This is a genomic window from Streptosporangium becharense (assembly GCF_014204985.1).
Lineage (GTDB): Bacteria > Actinomycetota > Actinomycetes > Streptosporangiales > Streptosporangiaceae > Streptosporangium > Streptosporangium becharense.
Map to the genome: position 1 here is coordinate 2951666 of NZ_JACHMP010000001.1, position 22367 is coordinate 2974032.

Here is a 22367-nt window from a genome sequence, read left to right on the forward strand (position 1 = left end):
TCCGGCAGCCGCACGAGGGGAGGGACCGGCGGCGGATCAGTGGAAGAAGTGACGGGTCCCGGTGAAGTAGAGGGTGATCCCGGCGGCCTCCGCGGCGGCGACGACCTCCTCGTCCCGGATGGAGCCGCCCGGCTCCACGATCGCCTTCACCCCGGCGTCGATGAGGATCTTCGGGCCGTCGGCGAAGGGGAAGAACGCGTCGGAGGCCGCCACCGACCCCCGGGCGCGGTCGCCCGCGCGGGAGACCGCCAGCCGCGCCGAGTCGACCCGGTTGACCTGGCCCATGCCGACGCCCACGCTCGCGCCGTCCGCGGCGAGCAGGATCGCGTTGGACTTCACCGAGCGGCACGCCTTCCAGGCGAAGGCCAGGTCGGCGAGGACCTCCGCCGAGGCCGCGGGACCGGCCTTCAGCTCCCAGGTGGACGGGTCGTCGCCGGGGGCGTCCACCCGGTCGGCGGTCTGCACCAGCAGGCCGCCGTCGATCCGGCGGAACTCGGCCGGGTTCGCCGGGCCCTGCGGGCAGGCGAGCAGCCGGATGTTCTTCTTCGCGGTGAGCACCGCCAGCGCCTCCTCGGTGAAGGAGGGGGCCACCACGACCTCGGTGAACACCTCGGCGATCTGCCGGGCCAGCTCCCCGGTCACCGCGCCGTTGACCGCGATCACACCGCCGTACGCGGAGACCGGGTCGCAGGCGTGGGCCTTGCGGTGCGCCTCGGCGACGTCGGCGCCGACCGCGACGCCGCACGGGTTCTGGTGCTTGATGATCGCCACGGCGGGCTCGGCGAAGTCCCACGCGGCCCGCCAGGCGGCGTCGGCGTCCAGGTAGTTGTTGTAGGACATCTCCTTGCCGTGCAGCTGCTCGGCATTGGCCAGGCCGTCCTTCTGCCCGGAGTACAGGGCCGCACGCTGGTGCGGGTTCTCGCCGTAGCGCAGCGGCGAGCGGAGCTCCCAGGCGGCGCCCATGTAGCGCGGCCAGGAGCCCTCCTCCGCGGCGTAGACCTCCGCGAACCAGGAGGCCACCGCGGTGTCGTAGGCGGCGGTGTGGGCGTACGCGGCGGCGGCCAGCCGGCGGCGCTCGGTGAGGGTGAAGCCCCCCTCGGCCACCGCGGCGAGCACGTCGCCGTAGGAGGCCGGGTCGACCACGATCGCGGCGGTGCCGTGGTTCTTGGCCGCGGCGCGGATCATCGCCGGCCCGCCGATGTCGATCTGCTCCACGCACTCGGCGTCGGACGCGCCGGAGGCGACGGTCTCCTGGAACGGGTAGAGGTTGACCACCACCAGCTCGAACGGCTCGATCTCCAGCTCTTCGAGCTGCTTGACGTGACCCGGGTTGCCGGTGTCGGCGAGCAGCCCCGCGTGCACGCGCGGGTGCAGGGTCTTGACCCGGCCGTCGAGGCACTCGGGGAAGCCGGTCAGCGACTCGACGGGAGTGACGGGAACACCGAAGGAGGCGATCCTCGTGGCGGTGCCCCCGGTGGAGACGATCTCCACGCCCGCGGCGTCGAGCCCACGGGCCAGCTCCTCCAGCCCGCTCTTGTCGTACACCGCGATCAAAGCGCGCCGGATGGCGATGCGGGTCACTTCGTGCTCCTCCTGGGTGGTTCCGGTTTTCTCCGGGGCGCCCGGCTCATCCACCGGGTCGTCCGAAACGAACAATCCTGCCGGTGACGGTCCAGCCCTCGCGGGCCATCCGGCCGACGGTGTCGACGAGCAGGGTGCGCTCGACGGTCTTGATGCGCTCGTGCAGGCTCTCCTCGTCATCGCCGTCCAGCACGGGCACGCTCTCCTGGGCGATGATCGGCCCGGTGTCGACCCCGGCGTCGGCGAGCATCACGGTGCAGCCGGTGACGCGCACCCCGTACGCGAGGGCGTCGCGGACGCCGTGCGCGCCGGGGAAGGAGGGCAGCAGCGCGGGGTGGGTGTTGACCACCGGGAACGCCCCCAGCGTCGGAGCGCCGAGGATCTTCATGAAGCCCGCGCAGACCACCAGGTCCGGCCGGTGCCCGGCGATGCGGGCGGCCAGCGCCCGGTCCCACGCCTCGCGGGTGGGATGGTCGGCGAGCCTTTCCACGAAGGTCGGCACACCGGCCCGCTCCGCCCGCGCCAGCCCTTCGATCCCCTCGCGGTCGGCGCCCACGGCGACGACCCGGGCACCGTAGGTTTCGTCGGCCACGGCGTCCAACAGGGCCTGTAGGTTGGTTCCAGAACCGGACACGAGGACCACAAGCCGAACGGCCTGGGATGACACCGACGCACTCCATTCGGAAGGGGACTCACGCCGCTGCAAGGGTATCGGCCTGTCCGTACGAACGATGCAAGGAGGTCAGGTGACACTACCCGTCCAGGTGCGGCCGGCGGACGGTGCGGGCCGGAGGGCGCTCTGGCTCGCGTTCGCGGCGGCGGTGATGACACTCATGTTCCCGCTCGCCGGACTCGTGCTGTCGGTTTTCGCCCTCGTCTCGTCGATCCGCGCGATCCCGGCGCTGCGTTCCGTCCCCAAGCCCATCGGCACCGCCGTGGCGGGCGTCGTGCTGTCGGCGGCGGCGCTGCTGGTGTCGGCGGGGGTGACGGCCATGCAGTTCTACTTCGGTGAGGAGCTGACGGCCTACACCGAGTGCAGCAGGGGTGCGGGCACGGTCGCCTCGCAGAACGACTGCGTGGAGCAGCTCGAACGGGCGATGGAGAAGAAGATGCCCTTCGTCCAGCCGGGCCAGTTGCAGTTCCCCTTCCCCCCGTAATCCCCCGTACCCCCGTCTCCCCCGTAACCGGCGCGGCTCCCCGCCGGCCCGGCCGGTCCCGTCGTCTCGCCGCGGGCGGCCGGAGCCGCACCCGTCAGTCGCGGTCCTCAGGCGTGCACCCGTCAGTCGCGGTCCCAGGCGTAGGGGTCGAGGTAGATGACGTGACCGCCCTTGTCGTCGGTCTCGTCGACGATGTCGCGGCGGGGCGGGCGGGGCGGCTCGGGGCGGGGCTTCGGCGGGTTCTCCGCGACCGCCGAGGCGTGCTCGTCCTCCCAGTCGTCCCGGATCACCGGGATCGGCTGGGTCTCGCACTCGGTGGCGTCCAGCCAGTGGCCGGGCAGCTTGCTCAGCTCCTCCGGCTCGGCGAACCCGACCCGGCTGGCCATCGACCCGGCGGCCCTGGCGAGCTTGACGCCCGCCTTGCGGACCGGGGCGGTGGCCGTGCCGACCTTGGCCGCCGCCTTGGTGACGGCCGTGTTCTGCCCCCGGAAGATCAGCCACCAGTTGGCCAGCCCCGCGGAGATACCCGCGGCCACCCCCACCTCCAGCGTCACCGAGAGCATCACCTCCCAGCCCGAGGGGCCCACCGCGGTCAGCCGGGCACCGCCGAGCGAGCCACCGGACAGCGCCGCCAGCAGGCCGGCGGTCACCCCGGTCATCGCACCGCAGACGAACCCCCACAGCGGGGCACCCTCGTACGAGGGCGACGGCGCGACCCGGACGACCAGCACTCCCGCCACCGCCCCGGCCACGAACGGCACCGCGATCACCGCCATCACCCAGACCGGGGTGGGGCCCGCCTCCGGGAGCGCACCCAGGATCGGCAGGCTCGGCACGGTGCTCAGCTGGACCCCCGTCGGCGCGACCAGAGTCCCGGTGCCGACGGCGAAGCCGGGGCCCGCGATGAAGGCCACCCCCCAGATCACCGCGTTCAGCAGGTAGAGGCCCTGGACGAGCAGCAGGAGCAGGCCACCGACGAACCCGGGCGACAGAACCCCGGACAGCTCCCTGACCTGGCCGAAGTTGACCGCGATCGCCCCGAGCACGATCAGCGCACCCGCCACCAGCATGATCGCCAGCGCCGCCGACGTGCCCACCACGACCGAGCGGAACCGTTCGGGCAGCAGGCGCATCATCGACCGCCACGGCCCGATCGTCCTGGCGACGGCCAGGGAGCCCGCGATGAAGGCCAACACCAGGTGGCTGACCAGCACGTCGCCGAGGAAGGGCTGGGTGATCTCGTTCTGGGCGACCAGCGCGATCCCGCCGGCCAGCAGCGCGTACGGTGCCGCCAGCGAGATGCCCGCCTGCGCGATCAGCACCAGCTGTGCCCGGCGCCGGGCGTTGGCCACCTCTTTCGGGGTGTTCTTGGGCAGCCGGGCGGGGAGCCGGAGCCGCAGGTCGGCGTCGCGGGCCATCCAGATCGCGGCGCGGTACAGCAGGAAGGCGGGCAGAACCGTCAGGCCGAGCGGGAGCAGCCCCACCGAACCGCCCGGGATCGCGAACCCCGCGTGGTGGGCGGCCAGCCAGAGCTGCGCCGCGGTGCGGAAGACCGCCGGCGGCCCGGCGCCGAGCGCGCCGCGGGGAGCGGCCATCCAGCCGACCAGCGTGAGCGTGGTGAGCACCGCGAGCCCCACGCCGAGCGTCCAGGCGGCGGCGAGCATCCCGGAGACGGGAAGCGGCCGGCGGACGTCGTCGTCGTCACCCGTGAGGCCGGGCAGGGGGATGCGGCTGAGGACGTTGCGGGGGGCCGTCCGGAGCTGATCGAAAAGGGCCGTCACAACAGTCGATGGTCTCAGGATCTTCGGTGCGGAAGGGACTCCTTCGCCCCGCGTGTCGCGGACCGCACCCCGGGCGCCACATGTGCTAGTGCGAGCGCCGTACGCGGAGATGCGCCGTTACGGGCACCGGGCGACCGGCGAGGACGGCGAGGCACGGGACGGCCAGCGAGGACGGCGAGCTGCGGGACGACCGGCGGGTGCGGCGAGCTGCGGGACGACCGGCGGGTGCGTGGGAGGGGGCCGGCGAGAGGGCGGGTCCGCGAGGCGGTCCGCGAGGCGGGAGGGATGCTCGGTGATGGAGGGCGGAGACGCGCGAGGGGCGCCCGGCGGGTGCCGGACGCCCCTCGCGTCGCGGATGCGTCGTGAACGCGTCGCCGGCCCCGGCTCACGCCGGGACCGCGGTCGCGGGTCAGCGGGCCTGCATGATCTCGCGCATCAGGCGGGCGGTCTCGCTGGGGGTCTTGCCGACGCGGACGCCGACCTTCTCCAGGGCTTCCTTCTTGGCCTGGGCGGTGCCCGCCGAGCCGGACACGATGGCGCCCGCGTGGCCCATGGTCTTGCCCTCGGGGGCGGTGAAGCCCGCCACGTAGGCCACGACCGGCTTGGTCACGTGCTGCTCGATGTAGGCCGCGGCGCGCTCCTCGGCGTCGCCGCCGATCTCACCGATCATCACGATCGCGTCCGTACCGGGGTCGTCCTGGAACGCCTGGAGCGCATCGATGTGGGTGGTGCCGATGACCGGGTCGCCGCCGATGCCGACCGCGGTGGAGAAACCGAAGTCACGCAGCTCGTACATGAGCTGGTAGGTCAGCGTGCCGGACTTGGAGACCAGGCCGATGCGGCCGGCGGTGGTGATGTCGGCCGGGATGATGCCCGCGTTGGACGCGCCGGGCGAGGCGATGCCGGGGCAGTTCGGGCCGATGATGCGGGTCTTGTTGCCCTTGGCCACCGCGTAGGCCCAGAACTCGGTGGTGTCGTGGATCGGCACACCCTCGGTGATGACCACGCAGAGCGGGATCTCGGCGTCGATGGCCTCCTTGACGGCGTCCTTGGTGAACGCCGGGGGCACGAAGACGACCGAGACGTCGGCGCCGGTCTTCTCGATGGCCTCGGCGACGGTGCCGAAGACGGGCAGGCCCTCGTGGACCGTACCGGCCTTGCGGGCGTTGACGCCGCCGACGACCTTGGCGCCGGAGGCGAGCATGCGGCGGGTGTGCTTGGTGCCCTCACCGCCGGTCATGCCCTGAACGATGATCTTGCTGTTCTCGGTCAGCCAGATAGCCATTACGCACCTACCGCGGCGAGTTCGGCGGCGCGCTTGGCCGCATCGTCCATCGTGTCCACCAGTTCGACGCCGGAAAGCTTGGCGTCGGCGAGAATCTGCCGCCCGAGTTCGGCGTTGTTGCCGTCCAGCCGGACGACGAGCGGGCGGGTCACGGCCTCACCGCGCGCCTCCAACAGCTGGAAGGCGGAGACGATGCCGTTGGCGACCGCGTCACAGGCGGTGATGCCGCCGAAGACGTTCACGAAGATCGACCTCACCGACGGGTCGGAGATGATGATCTCCAGACCGGCCGCCATGACCTCGGCCGAGGCGCCGCCGCCGATGTCGAGGAAGTTGGCGGGCTTGGGCCGGCCGGGGAACGCCTCACCGGCGTAGGCGACGACGTCGAGGGTCGACATGACCAGGCCCGCGCCGTTGCCGATGATGCCCACGGAACCGTCGAGCTTGACGTAGTTGAGGTCCTTGGCCTTGGCCGCGGCCTCCAGGGGGTCCTCGCTGGCCTTGTCCGCGTAGGTCTCGTGCTCGGTCTGGCGGAAGGAGGCGTTGTCGTCGAGGGTGACCTTGCCGTCGAGGGCCTTCACCTGGCCGTCGGCGGACAGGATCATCGGGTTGACCTCGACCAGGGAGGCGTCCTCGTCGACGAAGACGGCCCAGAGCTTCTCGATGAGCTCCGCGGCACCCTCGAGCGCGGTCTCCGGCAGGCCGCCGGCCTTGGCGATCTCGTAGGCCCGGGCACGGTCGACGCCGTCCAGCGGGGAGACCGGGATCTTCGCGACCTTCTCCGGGGCGCTGTGCGCGACCTCTTCGATGTCCATGCCGCCCGCGGCGGAGCAGATGGCGAGGAACGTACGGTTGGCGCGGTCGAGCAGGAAGGAGAAGTAGTACTCCTCCGCGATCGCGCTGGCCTCCTCGATCAGAACCTTGTGGACCGTGTGGCCCTTGATGTCCATACCGAGGATCTGGGTGGCCTTCTGCTCGGCGTCGGCCGCGTCGTCGGCGACCTTCACGCCGCCGGCCTTGCCGCGACCACCGGTCTTGACCTGGGCCTTGACGACGACGCGGCCGGTCAGCTGCTCGGCTGCCGCCCGCGCCTCCTCCACGGTGTGCGCGACGATTCCGCGCGGCACCGGGATGCCGTACTCCGCGAAGAGCTCCTTCGCCTGATGTTCGAACAGGTCCACGAGGGTCCGTCCTTGCTTGTCCGGCTGGTGGATAGATGTCAGCGAGCCGGCTCCACGATCCAAGGGGGAGCCCGGCGGTTTTCGCGCCAATGAAGCCTAGCCCGCCTGGCGGCATGACCAGGTAACCGGGTCCCGGATCGCCTCCCCGAATGTTGTTCGCGGCCGATGGGAACCCGTCGGGGAGGCGACACTCCCTTTCACTGACATCACCTCCCTCACATGGACATCAAGGACAAGAGAGACAAGATAGACATCAAGGTATTTTCTTCCACCTCGTTCACATGTGACGTTTCCGTCATTTCTCCCCCACAAACAACGGATCAGCTCCTTTCCCGCCCCCATCCCCGAGATATGACAATCCGTGATGGCACGGGAACACTGTCGGCTCGTTCATGCCGGACGAACGTCCTGATCCGGACATGGAAGACGTCTGCACGGATTATGCACAACTAATTCACCACAAAAAATGAAATATCGGATTCCGATCGGATCTTGATCCGCAATAATGCGACGGTCCCTCCCATACAGCGCGGAGGGAACCGTCAGGAGGATTTTCCTTTGAAGCGACACATCGCCGGTCTGGCATGCGCCGCGACGGCCGTGCTGAGCGCCACGGCATTCGCACCGGCCGCGCACGCCTCCGCACAGGCCGCCGATCCGATCACGGCGCTGAACAAGCAGCTCACCGCCGGCCACGGCGTGCGGTTCGTCGACACCACGAAAATGCAGGGCACCCAGGGCGGCATGGTCCTCGCCAAGCGCACCGGCACCTTCCAGTTCGGCGCCTCCGGAATCAGCGCGTCCGACCAGACCACCAAACTGCGCATCAAGGCGAGCGACCTCGCGCCTCTCGGGACGGGGGACGAGGAGGCCGACAAAATGATCGCCGGGCTGGCCAAGCCGGAACGGGTCATCCGCGTCCGGAACACGTCCTACATCTCCGGGGGCCTGTTCGGCGAGTTCATGCCGGAGGGCAAGACCTGGTTGCAGTACCCCGGCGTGACGCTCGGCGTCAACGGCCAGGTAGGCCAGCTGGTCAACGTCGCCGAGCCGGCGACGCTCAGGGCACTGCTGGCGCGCGCGACGGTCAAGCGTCCCACCTCCTATGCCGGGAAGATCACCTTCGGTGAGCTGTACAGGGTCTCGCCGTGGTTCCGGGCCTCGCTCATGCAGAAGCCGTCCGGCAAGGCCGCCAAGACCTCGGTGAACTGGAAGCTGTCCGTCGGCGCGGACCAGCTCTCCACGCGGCTGGTGACCAGCTACCCGGCGGCCGGCCTCGGCATGCCGGGCAGTGAGACCCTGACCGTCGACACCCGCTACAGCGGCTGGGGCTCCAAGGTCACGATCACGGCTCCCCCGGCCGACCAGATCGCCAAGCCGGGCGAACTGGGTGACGGCGTCGACACCGAGAACCCCATCCCGCTCCTCGGCGCCAAGTGACCGCCTGATATAGATCATCCAGGTGATCTTCACGCCCGGTCCCCGGGAGCGGTCCATGGGCAACGAGACCGCCTGACCCACACCGCCCGCGGGTGCCGGAGAGCGTCCGACGCACCCCTCCGCGGGCACCGCGGACCGCAGCACCCGTACCACCCGTACCACCCGTGCCATCCGTACCACCCCGTGCCCGGCGAGTCCGCCCGCCGGGCACGGTCCGTCACGACGCTTCCCCCGACACGTCGCCGTACGGGCGGCAGACCTCCGCCGTGCACCGCGACATGCACATATGACGACAGGCAAGGAACCCCGATGAAGCGAATGATCGCCGTTCTGACCAGCGCCACCGCGGTGGCGCTGACGGCCTCCCTCCCGGTCGCCGCGCACGCCTCCGCGCAGGCGCCCGACCCGCTCACCGCACTGAAGAAGCAGCTCACCGCCGGCCACGGCGTGCAGTTCGTCGACACCGTCAAGACGCGCAAGGCCGGTAGGACCGAGGTCATCAGCAAGCGTGAGGGAGAGTTGCAGTTCGACGCGGCCGGGATCAGCGCGTCGGACCACACCTCCCGGCCGCGCGTCAAGGAGAGCGACCTGGAGTTCGACCTGAGCAGCCCCGAGAGCGGTTTCGGCGACGCCGAGGACGACAGGAGCCCGGAGGCCGTACAGGCCGAGGAGCAGCTCGACAAGCTCCTCAAGGGCCTGGCCGACCCCGAGCGGGTCGTCCGCGTCAAGAAGGCGGCCTACCTCTCCGGCGGCGTCTTCGGCCCGTTCCTGCCGGTCGGCAAGCCCTGGCTCCACATCCCCGAGGACACGCTCGGCGTGACCGGGTCGATCGGCCAGCACATCAACCCCGCCGAGCCCGCGACCCTCAAGGCCCTCCTCGCGAACGCCACGGTCAAGCGTCCCACCTCCTACGCCGGAAAGATCACCTTCGGCGAGCTCCACAAGGTCTCGCCGTGGTTCCGGGCCGCCATGGGCAGGAAGCTCTACGGCGACATGGCCAAGGACACGCTGAACTGGAAGCTGTTCCTGGGCACCGACCGGCTCCCCGCGAGGCTGACGACCACGGAGACCGACTCCTCGGGCAAGACGGTGGGCTTGACCGTCGACACCCGCTACACCGGCTGGGGTTCCGAGGTCTCCATCACCGCCCCGGCCGACGACCAGATCGCCACGATGAAGGAGCTGGAGGACCGCTTCCTCTCCGACAACCCCATCCCCCTGGTCACCGTGAAATGACCCTCCCGCGGGGGTTTCGCCCCGCGGTCTCCCGGGGGGCGGCCCTCCGCGCCGCCCCCTTCACGGTGAGCCGTCGCTTTCACGGCGGTCCGTCCCCCTCTAACGGGTACCGCCCTCCCCTTCAACGGGTACCGCCCTCTTCGCGGAGGCCACCCCTTCACGGAGATCTGTCCCTTTGATGGAGGTCTGCGCCTTTCACGGGGAACCAGCCTCTTCGCGGAGGGCCTCCCGGGGCGGCCCTCCGCGCCGGCGACCGCCCCGGGCGGCGTCGCTCCCGGTTTCGGGGGATTCTTGATCCGGTGTGCCGGGATGTAGGCAAGAATCTTCTTCCCTCCTCCAGACGACGCGAGGACACCTACGGGAGGACCCCTCGATGAGGCGAACGATCGCCATCCTGACCGGCGCCACCGCGGCGGCCCTGGTCGTTCCCGTGCTGGTGGCCGCGGGCCCGGCGAGCGCGCGGAGCGCCGGGAACGCCCGGGGCACGCAGAACACTCAGAACACTCAGGACGCCCGGGGCACCGCCGGAGCGGCGACCGACCCGGTGTCGGCGCTGAAGCGCCACTTCAGGCCCCACCGCGGCGTGCGGATCTCCGAGAACACGAAGATCATCGGCCGGGGCGGCAAGCAGCGGACGATCCTGACCCGACGCGACGGCGTGCTGGAGTTCGGCACCTTTGGCCCGGTGGCATCGGACCTGACCACCAAGTTCACCATGCCCACGGAGAACGGTGAGCTCAAGGGCCTGTTCGCCCCCTCCAGGACGATCTCGCTCAAGGGCGTCACCTACACCTCGGGCGGCGCCTACGCCGACGCCATGCCCGAGGGCAAGAAGTGGCTGCGCACCCGGGGTGAGTCCGTCACCCTGGTCGGCCCCGTCCAGCAGATCATCAGCATCGTCGAGCCCGCGACGCTGAAGGCGACGCTGGCGCGCACCGCCGCCAAACGCCCCGGCGGAACCTGGGACGACACCCGGACCACGGTCCACTCGGGCACGATCACGCTGGCCGAGCTCTACCGGGCCTCCCCCGCGATCCGCACGATGCTGGGCCGCAAGCCCACCGGCCCCTCCGCGACGCTCCCGGTCACCTGGAAGATCTACCTCGGCTCCGACCGGCTGGTCCGCCGGGTCGTGTCGTCGTACACCGAGTCGACCCGGGGCCTGAACAGCACCGAGCTGACCTACGTCAACGACACCCGCTACACCGGCTGGGGCATGCGATCGGCCCTCACGGCACCGCCGGCCGACCAGGTGGCCGACTTCGACGAGCTGAACATCGGCGCCGACCAGGCGGCGCAGGCGCAGAACCCGGTCAGGGAGCTCTTCGAGAACTGACCATCCGGCTGGGGCGATGCCCGGGAACCGGCCGGTTCCCGGGCATCGCCCCAGCCGCCGCGACCGTCGCACCCCCCGTCGCCCCGGCCCTCGCCGTCACAGCCCCAGCCGCCCCGGCCGTCGCAGCCCCCCAGTCGCCCCGATCGCCCCAGCCGCCGCCGGCCCCGCGCCACGCCCGCCGCGACCGCCGTGCTCCGTCGACGGCCCCGCGGGCCTTCGGACCGTCAGAGCTTCTCCACCGGCGCGTAGGCCAGCAGCAGGGTCTTCTCCCCCCCACTGCCGAAATCGATCTTGACCTTGGTCTTCTCCGCGACGCCGTCGACGGAGACGACCGTGCCGAGGCCGAAGGAGTCGTGGGTGACGCGGTCGCCCGGGGCGAGGTTGGGGACCTTCCGGCCGCCGGCCCCGCCGGGCTTCCTGGCCGGCGCGGCAGCGGAGTCACGCCGGGTGGCGGCGCCCCACGCGGTCTTCCGCGGGTCGCTGCGCCAGTCGACCAGGTCACCTGGGATCTCGGCGACGAACCGGGAGGCCGGGTTGAACGCGGGCGAGCCCCACGAGCTGCGGACGGCCGCCCGCGAGAGGTACAGCCGCTTCTCGGCCCGGGTGATGCCCACGTAGGCCAGGCGGCGCTCTTCCTCCAGTTCCTTGGGCTCGCCGAGCGAACGCGTGTGCGGGAAGACGCCGTCTTCCATCCCGGTGAGGAACACCACCGGGAACTCCAGGCCCTTGGCCGTGTGCAGCGTCATCAGGGTGACCACGCCCTGCCCGCCGTCGGCCGCCGGGATCTGGTCGGCGTCGGCGACCAGCGACACCTGCTCCAGGAACTCCACCAGCGTGCCCTCGGGGTTGGCCTCCTCGAACTCGGAGGCGACCGAGATCAGCTCGTCCAGGTTCTCCAGGCGGCTTTCGTCCTGCGGGTCGTCGGAGGCCGACAGCTCGGCGCGGTAACCGGTGACGGCCAGCACCTCCTGGGCCAGCTCGGAGGGCGACAGGTCGTCGGCCCGCACCATCAGCTCGTCCATCAGCGTGACGAACTCCCTGATGGCGTTGATCGACCGGCTGGCCATGCCCGGTGCCTCGTCGGCCCGGCGCAGCCCCTCCCAGTACGGGATCCGTTCCCGGGAGGCGAACGCCTCCACCATCGCCTCGGCGCGCTCGCCGATGCCGCGCTTGGGCACGTTGAGGATGCGGCGCAGCGACACCACGTCGTTGGGATTGGACAGGAAGCGCAGGTAGGCCAGCAGGTCGCGGACCTCCTTGCGCTCGTAGAAGCGCACCCCGCCCACGACCTTGTACGGCAGGCCGGTGCGGATGAAGATCTCCTCGAAGACGCGGGAGGCGGCGTTCGTCCGGTAGAACACGGCCACCTGGCCGGGCTGGACGCCCTCGTCGTCGGCGAGCCGGTCGACCTCCTGGGCGACGAACATGGCCTCGTCGTGCTCGTTGTCGGCGACATAGCCGATGATCTTCGGCCCGGCACCCTGGTCGGACCAGAGGTTCTTCGGCTTGCGGCTCTCGTTGCGGGAGATGACCGCGTTGGCGGCGGACAGGATCGTCTGGGTGGAGCGGTAGTTCTGCTCCAGCAGGATCGTCCTGGCGTCCGGGTAGTCGCGTTCGAACTCCAGGATGTTGCGGATCGTCGCACCCCGGAACGCGTAGATCGACTGGTCGGCGTCGCCCACCACGCACAGCTCGGCCGGGGCGACACCGCCGCCCCGGACCAGGTCGCCGTCGGCGGTGCGGAGCTCGGGACGGCCGACGATCTCCCGGATCAGGATGTACTGCGCGTGGTTGGTGTCCTGGTACTCGTCGACCATGACGTGCCGCCACCGGCGCCGGTAGTGCTCGGCCACCTCGGGGAAGAGCTGGAACAACGTCACCGTGAGCATGATGAGGTCATCGAAGTCCATCGCGCCGGCCTCGGTGAGCCGCTGCTGGTACGCGCGGTAGGCCTCGGCGAGCTTGCGCTCCAGGTGGGTGGACGCCTGCGCCGCCGCCGTCTCGTAGTCGATCAGCTCGTTCTTGAAGTTGCTGACCTGGGCGGAGAACGACCGCGGCGGGTAGCGCTTGGGGTCGAGGTTCATCTCGCGGCAGACCATCGCCATCAGCCGCTGCGAGTCGGCCTGGTCGTAGATGGAGAAGCTCGTGGGGAAGCCCAGGCGCCTGGCCTCGCGGCGCAGGATCCGCACGCACGCGCTGTGGAAGGTCATCACCCACATCGCCGCCGAGCGCGGGCCGACGAGCCGGTCGACCCGGTCCTTCATCTCCCGGGCGGCCTTGTTGGTGAAGGTGATCGCCAGGATCTCCTGCGGCTGCACGCCTCGCTCACCCAGCAGGTAGGCGATGCGGTGGGTCAGCACCCGGGTCTTGCCGGAACCGGCGCCCGCGACGATGAGCAGCGGGCTGCCGTGGTGCACGACGGCCTCGCGCTGCTGGGGGTTGAGCCCGTCGAGCAACGGGTGGGTCACGGAAGAGGCTGGGATCGACACGTCCCCTAGGTTAGAGCGGCCCGCCGACAACCGGGTCCAGCACCGTCAAGGAATGCGGACAGAGTTGGCGACGGTTGTGGTGATCGAGCGGAACCGACGATTATCCGATGATACGGAAAGGGTGCCCCATGCTCTCCGATAACGACATCCATCGTGTGCTCGTGGTGACCGCCCATCCCGACGACGTCGACTTCGGCGCGGCGGGCTCGGTCGCGCGGTTCACCGACCGCGGCGCCGAGGTGACGTACTGCGTCGTCACCGACGGCGACGCGGGCGGCTTCGACCGCGAGCTGGACAACGGCGGCATGGCCGGGCTCCGCCGCGCCGAGCAGACCGCCGCCGCCAAGATCGTCGGCGTGACCGACGTCCGCTTCCTGGGATACGGCGACGGCACCATGGTGCCCGGCCTCGACCTGCGGCGTGACATCACCCGGGTCATCCGCCAGGTCAGGCCCGACCTGGTGATCACCCACAGCCCTGAGCGCAACTACCGGTTCATCTCGCCCAGTCACCCCGACCACCGCGCGGTCGGCGCCTCGGCGCTGGACGCCGTCTACCCCGACGCGCGCAACCCGTACGCCTTCCCGCCCTTGCTCCTCGACGAGGGGCTGGAGGCGTGGACGGTCCGCGAGGTCTGGCTGTTCGGCGGCCCCACCCCCGACCACCACGTCGACGTCACCGACACCTTCGACCGCAAGCTCGCCGCGCTGCGTGCCCATGTGAGCCAGACCGGCCACCAGGACGGCTTCGAGGACTTCCTCCGGATCCGTTTCTCCGCCTTCGCCGTCGAGGCGGGCCTCGGAGAGGGCCGCTACGCCGAGGCGTTCCAGCGGGTTCCGACCGCCTGACCCCGTGGGAGCAGTCGGAGCGCCGGCCGGGGAGGCGCCGTCCCGTTGAGCGACATCGACCTGTCACCCGCCACCGCCGTCGTCGTCGTGTTGCTGGCCCTCGGGGCCGCCGCCGTCGCCCGGTCCGGCCGGCTCGGGCACGCGCCCGCCGTGCTCACCGCCTCCCTGCGCGCCGCCGTCCAGCTCGGGGTGGTGTCACTGATCATCGTGTGGGCGGTCGACCGGCCGTTCGCGGTCGCGCTGTTCATACTGGTCATGTACGGGGTGGCGAGCGTGACGGCGGGCCGCAGGATCACCCCGGGCCCGGCCGGCCGGTGGGCCGCGGTGCCCGTCGCCGCGGGGGCCGTGCCGGTGCTGGCGCTGCTGTTCGGCACCGGGACCGTCCCGCTGCGGGGCATCACGCTGATCCCGGTCACGGGCATCCTGCTCGGCGGGTGCCTGACGGCCACCGCGCTCGCGGGACGGCGGGCGCTGGACGAGCTCGCCCAGCGGCGCGGCGAGGTCGAGGCGGCGCTCGCGCTCGGCTTCTCCGACCGGGACGCGGCGCTGGAGGTCTGCCGTCCGCCGGCCTCCCAGGCGCTGGTGCCCGCGCTGGACCAGACGGGGACCGTGGGCCTGGTCACGCTCCCGGGGGCGTTCGTGGGGATGCTCCTGGGCGGGGCCGGCCCGCTCCACGCCGGGGTGGTGCAACTGGTGGTGCTGATCGCGCTGCTGGCCGCGGAGGCGGTGGCCGTGGTCGTCACGATCGAACTGGCCGCCCGGGGCCGTTTCGGCACCCGTCCCGGTGCCCGCTGACCCGTCACGGACCGCCGGTCCCAGACGGACCGCCGGTCTCGGACGGGGCGGACGGATCGGACGGGTCGGGCGGGGCGAGCCGGGCGAACAGGTAGCCCAGGGAGTTGGTCGCGAGATGGAACATCGACGGCGCGGCCAGGCCGCCCCTCCTGCGCAGCTCGGTGAAGACCACCCCGGCCAGCCCGGTGGAGACCACCGCGCCGGTCACGGCTCGCGTCACCCCCCACCCGGGCCTCCCCGGGGCGGGGTCTCCGGAGGCGAGACGGCTCAGCGCGGGGTTGGCGGTCATCATGTCGATCGCCGGGAGCACGTGCCAGAGGCCGAACAGGACCGAACCGGCGGCGGTGGCCGGGCCGGTCCCGTACGAGCGGGCGACGAGGGCGTGGAACACCCCGCGGAACCCGACCTCCTCCAGCAGGACCGTACCGAGCGGCACCTGGAGCAGCGCCTCCTCAAGGACGCGGGCCCGCGACAGGGACAGCGCCCGTTCGTCGCGGAAGAACCGGCGGGTGGCCGGAACCGAGATGCCGGCCGCGTAGACCCCGGCGACGGCGGCGGCGAGCGCGCCGCCGATCCGCACACCGCGCGAACAGCGGTGGAAGCCCAGCTCGGACCAGGAGAGCCCGGAACGGCGGGCCAGGGCGAGCAACACGCCGGTGGCCGCGGCCGAGGTCAGCGGGGCCAGGCGGGGAGCCAGGCGGTTGTTGAGCACGTTGGCCGCCACCAGCACGGCCACCGCCCCGGCCAGCGCACCGTGCTCCCCTGCGCCGGAACCCGTCGCCGAACCCGTCGTCGACCCCGCCGCCGACCTTATCGCCGACCTTGTCGCCGAGCCTGCCGTCGAACCCACGAGTGTCCTCCTCACCGCCCGCGACACCGCCACCCGCAGGTTCGAGGCTATGTGAAAAGAGATCAGCTCGCGGCGGGCCGGCGCCAGCCGGCGGGGAAGCGCATGCCGCGGCGCTCCTCGACGGTGAGCCCGCCCCAGATGCCCTCGGGCTCACCGGCGCGCAGCGCGTACGCGCGGCACTCCTTGAGCACCGCGCACCCGGCGCAGACCGCCTTCGCCCGCGCCTCGTGCTCGACCGACGGCGTCAGCGGGAAGAACAGGTCAGGGTCGCTCGTCCGGCAGGCACCCCGTGTGGCCCAGCCGATCTCCCGGACCTTTTTCCGCATGACATCACCCCCCTTGGTGGATCACCGGCCCTCAGACTAGGCGGACGGCTACACCGGGGACATCAGCCTTCCGAGGGATTCGGGGCAGCCTTCCGAGGGATCCGGTACCGCTCACCGCGGTGTATACCGGAGGACGACGTCCCGTACGGGCACCACGAGGGCACCGCGGCCGGGTCAGGGGGCCGGCCAGGTGTGCACCGGCTGGTTGGCGTGCATGTGGTCGATGTAGCGCAGGGTCATCCGGCGCAGGGCCTCGTGCCGGTCGAGGTCGCCCATGGCCTCCACCGTGTCGATCTGCCAGCTCGCGCCGGTCGTGCCCGTCAGGCAGCGCTGCTCGACGATCCCCAGCAGCCGATCCCTGACCTGCGGCGCCACCCTCCACTCGTCGAGCCCCTGGTGGGCGAGCGGGAGCAGGCGGCGCAGGATCAGCTCCGCGGCGGCCACCTCGCCGATCCCTGGCCAGTAGAGCCGGGCCTCCAGGCCGTGCCGGGCGGCGGCGTGCAGGTTGTCCTCGGCCGCGGCGAACGACATGCGCGTCCACACCGGGCGTCCGGCGTGCGGGAGGACGCGCATGAGGCCGTAGTAGAACGCGGCGTTGGCGGCGACGTCCGCCACCGAGGGCCCGGCGGGCAGCACCCGGTTCTCCACCCGCAGGTGCGGGGTGCCGTCCACGACTGCGTAGACCGGCCGGTTCCACCGGTAGACGGTGCCGTTGTGCAGGGTCAGCTCGCTGAGTTCGGGGGTCACCCCGCGCTCCAGTTCCTCGCGCGGGTCGGTCTCCTCGCACAGGGGCAGCAGCGCGGGGAAGTAGCGGACGTTCTCCTCGAACAGGTCGAAGACCGAGGTGATCCACCGTTCACCGAACCAGACCCTCGGCCGGACGCCCTGGGTCTTCAGCTCCGCCGGGCGGGTGTCGGTGGCCTGCTCGAACAGCGGGATCCTGGTCTCCTGCCAGAGGCGGCGGCCGAACAGGAACGGCGAGTTGGCCGCCAGCGCCACCTGCGGGCCCGCGATGGCCTGGGCGGCGTTCCAATGGGCGGGGAACGCCGCCGGGCTGACCTGCAGGTGAAGCTGGAGGCTCGTGCAGGCGGCCTCGGGGGTGATGCTGTCGGCGTACGTGTCGAGGATCTCCTGTCCCCGGATCGACAGGTGCAGGTCCTCGCCCCTGGCGGCGAAGATCTGCTCGTTGAGGAGCTTGTAGCGGGGGTTGGCCGACAGCGTGCCCTCGTGCACGTCGCTCTCGCGCAGCGTCGGCAGGATGCCGACCATCACCATGTGCCCGCCGACCGTGCGGGCCCGCTCCTCGGCGTGGTTGAGCCGGTCGCGGATCACCTTCTCCAGCCGCGCCGCGCCGTCCTCCTCCAGGGCCTCCGGCAGGACGTTGATCTCCACGTTGAACTGGCCGAGCTCGGTGGCCCAGTCGGGCTGCGCGATCGCCGCCAGAACCTCGGTGTTCTTCATCGCGGGCTCGCCGCGCTCGTCCACGAGGTTGAGCTCGATCTCCAGTCCGGCCTTGGGCCGGTCGAACTCGAACCTCGACTCGCGCAGCATCATCGCGAAGACGTCGAGGCACCGGCGGACCTTCTCCCGGTATCTCCGCCGGTCGTCCCGGCTGAACACCATGGCGGGTACGTCACGTCCCATACTTCGCAGAGTCGCATATAAGCCTCTGCTCGTACAGGTGCTCGTACAGGGTCGGCGCAGGTCAGACCAGGCGCCGCGCCGTGGCCCACCGGGAGAGCTCGTGCCGGTTGGAGAGCTGGAGCTTGCGCAGCACCGACGAGACATGGGTCTCCACGGTCTTGACCGAGATGAACAGCTCCTTGGCGATCTCCTTGTAGGCGTAGCCGCGGGCGATCAGCCGCAGGACCTCGCGCTCGCGCTGGGTCAGCGAGTCGAGCTCGGGGTCGATCGGCGGGGCCTCGCTGGAGGCGAAGGCGTCCAGCACGAACCCGGCCAGCCTGGGCGAGAAGACCGCGTCGCCGTCGGCGACCCGGCGGACGGCGTCGGTGAGCTCACGGCCGCTGATGTTCTTGGTGACGTAGCCCCGGGCCCCGCCGCGGATCACGCCGATGACGTCCTCGGCCGCGTCGGAGACCGACAGGGCCAGGAAGCGGACCGGGATGCCCGCACCCAGGACGCGGCGCAGCACCTCCTGACCGCCGCCGCCGGGCATGTGCACGTCGAGCAGGACCACGTCGGGCCGGAGCTCGGTGATCGCCTTGACCGCCGAGTCCACGTCCTCGGCCTCACCGATCACCTCGATGGAGTCGCCGAGCTCCGCCCGGACCCCGGAGCGGAACAGGCGATGGTCGTCGACGATCAGGACCTTGACGGGGCTCATCGGACTCCTCCGGCTTCTGTGGCGCGCGGCTTCCACGGGGTTCCGTACCACTCGGCGCGCGACATCGCCGCGGGCCGAGCCGCACACGACACCACCGCGGGCCGCGCGGCATGCCGCACCGCCGCGGGCCGCCCCGGCGGCCGGTCCGCGGCCCGCCGCCGCCTGGTTCGTTCGCTCACGCCTTCTCCAGTTTCATGGTCAACATCACTTCCGTGCCCTCACCGGGCTCGGTCCGCACCCTGGCGCTGCCGCCGTGTCGTTCCATCCTGCCGATGATCGACTGACGGATGCCCATCCGGTCCTCGGGCACCTCGTCCATGTCGAACCCGACACCGCGGTCCCGGACGAAGACGGTCACCTCGTCCGGCTCCGCCTCGGCGTAGACCGAGACGACCGCGGAACCAGAGTATTTCGCGGCGTTCACCATGGCCTGCCGGGCGGCCTGCATCATCGCCGACAACTCCGGCGTCAGCGGGCAGTCGCCCACGCAGACGACCTCGATGGGAACCCCGTGGGCGTCCTCCTCCTCGGCGGCGACCCGGCGCACGGCGGCGGCCAGCGACGCGTCGGCGTCCTGCTTGGGCTGGTAGAGCCAGTTGCGCAGCTCACGCTCCTGGGAGCGGGCCAGCCGCATCACCTCGCGCGCGTCGTGGGCGTTGCGCTGGATGAGCGTCAAGGTGTGCAGCACCGAGTCGTGCACGTGCGCGGCCACCTCGGCGCGTTCCTCCTGCCTGATGCGCTCACGGCGCTCCCGCTGGAGTTCCTTCCACAGGGCGGCCAGCCAGGGGGCCGCGATCAGCGCCACACCGCCCACGACCACCAGGGTGAACATGATGCCGGGACGCGCCTTGCCCAGTTCGTCGGTGGCCACCAGGAAACCGATGGCGCCGATCACGACGAGCGCCAGGCCGAGGAAGGTGCGGACCCGGTTGCGGCGCACCTGCCCGACCGTCGAGTCCATCCAGCGCTGCCGCCGGTCCGGGTCGGCCTGCTGCCACAGGATCAGCGAGCCGATGCCGCCCAGCGCGATCGGCCACGCGCCGATCCCCCCTCCCGAGGGGCCGACGAGCCAGTCGAGGGCCATCAACGCCAGCCCGATCGCGCCGTACGCGGCGAACTGGCTCCAGTCCCGGGCCGGCTCCCTGCCCTCATGGGGTTCGCGCGGGGTGAACATCCACAGGGCCGCGTACGCGACCGCGCCGATCCCGTCCAGGGCGGTGAGCAGCACGAAGGCCAGCCGCAGCACGACCGGGTCGAGCCGGAGCTGCACGGCCGCCCCCTGGGCCACGCCCGCGACGAGCCTGCCCTCCACCGGCCTTATCAGGCGGGGGAAGGCGGCGGTTTCGGACGCCACCGGCGCCGTGTCGTGAATTGTCTGTCGGTCAGCCATATCGTCAGCATCGTCACACGGACCGGCCGCCCGGCGCATCAGGCGTTCCCCTGAGAGGCCCCTGAGAGGGCCCCCACGCCTCGGGGACGACTCAGGGGTCTCCCGGATGCGCAGGTGGCGGGAGAAGGCCACGATGAGAGCATGACCGAAACCGGGCACGCACAGGACCCGGCGAGCACCGCCGCCGACTCGCCACCCACTCCCCTCCCCGACGAGGGGCGGGGTCTGCGCCGCAGCGACGAGGGACGCATGCTCACCGGGGTCTGCGCCGGGCTCGGGCGGCACACCGGGGTCGACCCGGTGCTGTTCCGGGTCGGTTTCGCGGTGCTGGTGCTCGGCTCCGGAATCGGCATCATGCTCTACATCGCGGCGTTCCTGCTGATGCGCGAGACCGACGGGGGGCCCGGCCACCTGGAGCAGTGGACCCGGCGCGACTTCGACAGCGAGAGCGTGCTGGCCCTGCTGACCGGGGTGTTCGCGCTCGGGCTGGTCATCAACATCTCCTCGGGCGGCATCGGCACCGGCACGGTCGTCGTCGGCACGATGTTCGCCGTCGCCCTGCTCGCCGCCCACTCACGCGGGGTCGATCTACTGGCGCTGGCCCGGTCGTTGCCCGACCGGCTGCGCAGGCGCCCGGCGCCCCGCGCCTTCGAGCGGGCACCCGGCCCGTCCGCCGCCCCGGGGCCCGTCCAGGCCCCCTTCGCACACCCCGCCGGGCCCTTCGCACACGCCGCACCCCCCATGCCTCCCATGTCCCCGGCGCCTCCCGTCCCCGGCAGGGCCACCGGCTCGGGGATCCCCGAGCCCGGTTCCGTCCCGGCACCCGGCCCGTCCGCCGCCCCGGGACGCCCCGAGGCGGGAGAAGCCCTCACTGCCGGACGCCCCGAGGCGGGAGAAGCCCTCACCCCAGAACGCCCCGAGGCCCCCGGCCCGGCGGGTGGACCTGAGGTGGGGGAGACTCCCGCACCCGGCCGGACGCCGGGAGCCTCCCCGGGCCCGTTCGCCGCCGACGCCTTCAGCGCCACCGCCCTGCAGGACACCGTCTCGTACGATCCGCCGGTCCTCCCGGACACCGACCCGCCGACGCTCGTCGAACCGGGCCCGCCGACGGTCACCGAGCCCGGCCCGCCGACGGTCACCGAGTCGTACGGGCCCGCCGCCCACCGGCAGGCCGGGCCGGAGCCCACCTCTCCGCCCCTCCCGGCCCCCGGCCCTCCCGTGCTCCCCGGCCCCGCGGCCGGGTACGGCCACCGAGCCGGACCCGGCAGGCCGTACGGGGACCCGTACCGCGCCGCCGGACCGGCCTACGACTCCTCCGGCGAGCCGTTCTCGCCGTACGGGCCCTACCAGCCGCTCGACCCTCGCAGACGGCAGGGCTACCGGCCCTACAGCCCGCCCTACGGCCCGCCGTACGGCTCCGCCGCCCCGGTGGCGCCGGTGCGTACGGCACCCCGGCCGCGACCGCCCAGGTCGCTCGTCGGCGGGATGACCATCTGTCTGGCCATGATCGTTGGAGGGATCATCATGGCGGTCCAGTCGGCCTCGGGGCCGGTCAACATGACGATCGCCGGTGGCGCGATGCTCGTCGTGATCGGCGCCGGCCTTCTGGTCACCACCTGGTTCGACCGAGGCGCGGCCCTGGTCGCGGTGGGTGCCCTGCTGTCGATCGCGCTGGTCGCGGGATCCGCGATGGGCGGCGTGCCGAAGAAGTTCGGCACCTACGAGTGGCATCCCGTGGAGGTGTCGGAGGTCTCCGACGGCTACTCGGTGGGCGTGGGCGACGGGCACCTGGACCTGAGCGAGCTGGCCCTGCCACCGGGCTCGCGGACGGTCGTGTACGCCGCGGTCTCCGTCGGGCAGATCAGCGTGGTCCTGCCGCCGACGGTCAGGGCCGAGGTGGACGGGTTCACCAAGTTCGGCGACGTCAAGATCGATCACGTGGTGGAGGGAGGGGCCGACGTCCGGCACCGGAGGATCCTGAACCCCGAGGTGACTCCGGAAGGCGAGGTGGCGACCATCGTGCTGAACGTGAAGGCGGGCATCGGTGACGTGGAGGTGCGCCGTGCGGCCTGAGGCGGATCCCCCCGGCGTCCGGGGATCGGGCCCCGAGCGGCCCAGGGGCCGCAGGCTGCACCGCACCGACTGGATGGCCTTTCTCAGCGGCATGCTGTTCGTCGTCGTCGGGATCGTCTTCATCGCGGAGCCGTCCGTCAGGCCGCTGCCCATGTTCCTGGCCGTGGTGAGCGGCCTGGGACTGGCCGGTCTGGTCGCCATCCTGGCCAAGGTGATCCGCCGTTAGGTCAGCTCCGGGAAGCATGCCGGTCGGCG

At 71.6% G+C, this 22367-nt stretch carries 19 protein-coding genes; 8 read left to right on the top strand and 11 right to left on the bottom strand.

The genetic code is table 11. The features are described from left to right. Nucleotides 1-36: 36 nt before the first annotated feature. The gene (gene purH, locus F4562_RS12560) at nucleotides 37-1581 is read right to left on the bottom strand and encodes a bifunctional phosphoribosylaminoimidazolecarboxamide formyltransferase/IMP cyclohydrolase (protein WP_184538451.1); all 1545 of its coding nucleotides are present in this window, start codon (nucleotides 1579-1581) and stop codon (nucleotides 37-39) included. Nucleotides 1582-1627: 46 nt separating this feature from the next. Further along, nucleotides 1628-2248 carry a phosphoribosylglycinamide formyltransferase gene (purN, locus tag F4562_RS12565; RefSeq protein ID WP_184538449.1) on the bottom strand — a complete coding sequence of 207 codons (621 nt, stop codon included), beginning with the start codon at nucleotides 2246-2248 and terminating at the stop codon, nucleotides 1628-1630. A 79-nt stretch (nucleotides 2249-2327) separates the two neighbouring features. Between purN and F4562_RS12570 the strand changes: the two genes are divergently transcribed. Continuing rightward, on the top strand, nucleotides 2328-2738 hold the full coding sequence (locus tag F4562_RS12570; protein ID WP_184538447.1) for a hypothetical protein: 411 nt from the start codon (nucleotides 2328-2330) through the stop codon (nucleotides 2736-2738). Between the two features lie 122 nt (nucleotides 2739-2860). On the opposite strand, the gene F4562_RS12575 is transcribed toward F4562_RS12570, so the two are convergent. The 3 genes from F4562_RS12575 to sucC all read right to left on the bottom strand — a co-directional run bounded on the left by F4562_RS12575 (nucleotide 2861) and on the right by sucC (nucleotide 6985). Then, the gene (locus F4562_RS12575) at nucleotides 2861-4519 is read right to left on the bottom strand and encodes a cell division protein PerM (RefSeq protein ID WP_184538445.1); all 1659 of its coding nucleotides are present in this window, start codon (nucleotides 4517-4519) and stop codon (nucleotides 2861-2863) included. Nucleotides 4520-4928: 409 nt separating this feature from the next. After that, nucleotides 4929-5804, bottom strand: coding sequence for a succinate--CoA ligase subunit alpha (sucD, locus tag F4562_RS12580; RefSeq protein WP_184538443.1), 876 nt, complete (start codon nucleotides 5802-5804; stop codon nucleotides 4929-4931). Then, nucleotides 5804-6985 (bottom strand): ADP-forming succinate--CoA ligase subunit beta, encoded by a 1182-nt coding sequence (gene sucC / locus F4562_RS12585; RefSeq protein ID WP_184538441.1) that lies wholly within the window; start codon nucleotides 6983-6985, stop codon nucleotides 5804-5806. The genes sucD and sucC overlap by 1 nt, the downstream gene beginning before the upstream one ends. 558 nt (nucleotides 6986-7543) lie before the next feature. Here sucC and F4562_RS12590 point away from each other — a divergent pair. From F4562_RS12590 to F4562_RS12600, 3 genes are all read left to right on the top strand, one after another. Continuing rightward, nucleotides 7544-8425 (top strand): hypothetical protein, encoded by an 882-nt coding sequence (locus F4562_RS12590; RefSeq protein ID WP_184538439.1) that lies wholly within the window; start codon nucleotides 7544-7546, stop codon nucleotides 8423-8425. A 309-nt stretch (nucleotides 8426-8734) separates the two neighbouring features. Next, the gene (locus tag F4562_RS12595; RefSeq protein ID WP_184538437.1) at nucleotides 8735-9661 is read left to right on the top strand and encodes a hypothetical protein; all 927 of its coding nucleotides are present in this window, start codon (nucleotides 8735-8737) and stop codon (nucleotides 9659-9661) included. Between the two features lie 373 nt (nucleotides 9662-10034). Beyond that, nucleotides 10035-10997: a hypothetical protein gene (locus F4562_RS12600; protein ID WP_184538435.1), complete on the top strand. Its 963-nt coding sequence runs from the start codon at nucleotides 10035-10037 to the stop codon at nucleotides 10995-10997. Nucleotides 10998-11221: 224 nt separating this feature from the next. Here the strand turns inward: F4562_RS12600 and pcrA are convergent, their stop codons facing one another. After that, entirely contained in the window at nucleotides 11222-13486 is a 2265-nt protein-coding gene (pcrA, locus tag F4562_RS12605) for a DNA helicase PcrA (RefSeq protein ID WP_375782454.1), read from the bottom strand. A gap of 128 nt (nucleotides 13487-13614) precedes the next feature. On the opposite strand from pcrA, the gene F4562_RS12610 reads away from it, so the two are divergent. Beyond that, nucleotides 13615-14334: a PIG-L deacetylase family protein gene (locus F4562_RS12610; protein WP_184538434.1), complete on the top strand. Its 720-nt coding sequence runs from the start codon at nucleotides 13615-13617 to the stop codon at nucleotides 14332-14334. 45 nt (nucleotides 14335-14379) lie between these two features. Next, entirely contained in the window at nucleotides 14380-15129 is a 750-nt protein-coding gene (locus tag F4562_RS12615; protein WP_184538432.1) for an ABC transporter permease, read from the top strand. A gap of 4 nt (nucleotides 15130-15133) precedes the next feature. On the opposite strand, the gene F4562_RS12620 is transcribed toward F4562_RS12615, so the two are convergent. The 5 genes from F4562_RS12620 to F4562_RS12640 all read right to left on the bottom strand — a co-directional run bounded on the left by F4562_RS12620 (nucleotide 15134) and on the right by F4562_RS12640 (nucleotide 20039). Continuing rightward, nucleotides 15134-15979: a CPBP family intramembrane glutamic endopeptidase gene (locus tag F4562_RS12620; protein WP_312872116.1), complete on the bottom strand. Its 846-nt coding sequence runs from the start codon at nucleotides 15977-15979 to the stop codon at nucleotides 15134-15136. Between the two features lie 62 nt (nucleotides 15980-16041). Further along, complete coding sequence (locus F4562_RS12625) at nucleotides 16042-16305, bottom strand: WhiB family transcriptional regulator (protein ID WP_184538430.1); 264 nt, start codon at nucleotides 16303-16305, stop codon at nucleotides 16042-16044. Between the two features lie 174 nt (nucleotides 16306-16479). Then, a complete protein-coding gene (locus tag F4562_RS12630) occupies nucleotides 16480-17949 on the bottom strand; it encodes a glutamate-cysteine ligase family protein (protein ID WP_184538428.1) in 1470 nt (489 codons plus the stop codon). 61 nt (nucleotides 17950-18010) lie between these two features. Beyond that, complete coding sequence (locus F4562_RS12635) at nucleotides 18011-18649, bottom strand: response regulator (RefSeq protein WP_184538426.1); 639 nt, start codon at nucleotides 18647-18649, stop codon at nucleotides 18011-18013. Nucleotides 18650-18824: 175 nt separating this feature from the next. Beyond that, a complete protein-coding gene (locus F4562_RS12640) occupies nucleotides 18825-20039 on the bottom strand; it encodes an ATP-binding protein (RefSeq protein WP_184538424.1) in 1215 nt (404 codons plus the stop codon). 141 nt (nucleotides 20040-20180) lie between these two features. Between F4562_RS12640 and F4562_RS12645 the strand changes: the two genes are divergently transcribed. Together F4562_RS12645 and F4562_RS12650 are read left to right on the top strand one after the other, a co-directional pair. Beyond that, nucleotides 20181-22112, top strand: a complete 1932-nt coding sequence (locus F4562_RS12645) for a PspC domain-containing protein (protein ID WP_184538422.1) — start codon at nucleotides 20181-20183, stop codon at nucleotides 22110-22112. Further along, nucleotides 22102-22338 carry a hypothetical protein gene (locus F4562_RS12650; protein WP_184539648.1) on the top strand — a complete coding sequence of 79 codons (237 nt, stop codon included), beginning with the start codon at nucleotides 22102-22104 and terminating at the stop codon, nucleotides 22336-22338. Before F4562_RS12645 ends, F4562_RS12650 begins: the two co-directional genes overlap by 11 nt. The last annotated feature ends 29 nt before the right edge of the window (nucleotides 22339-22367 follow it).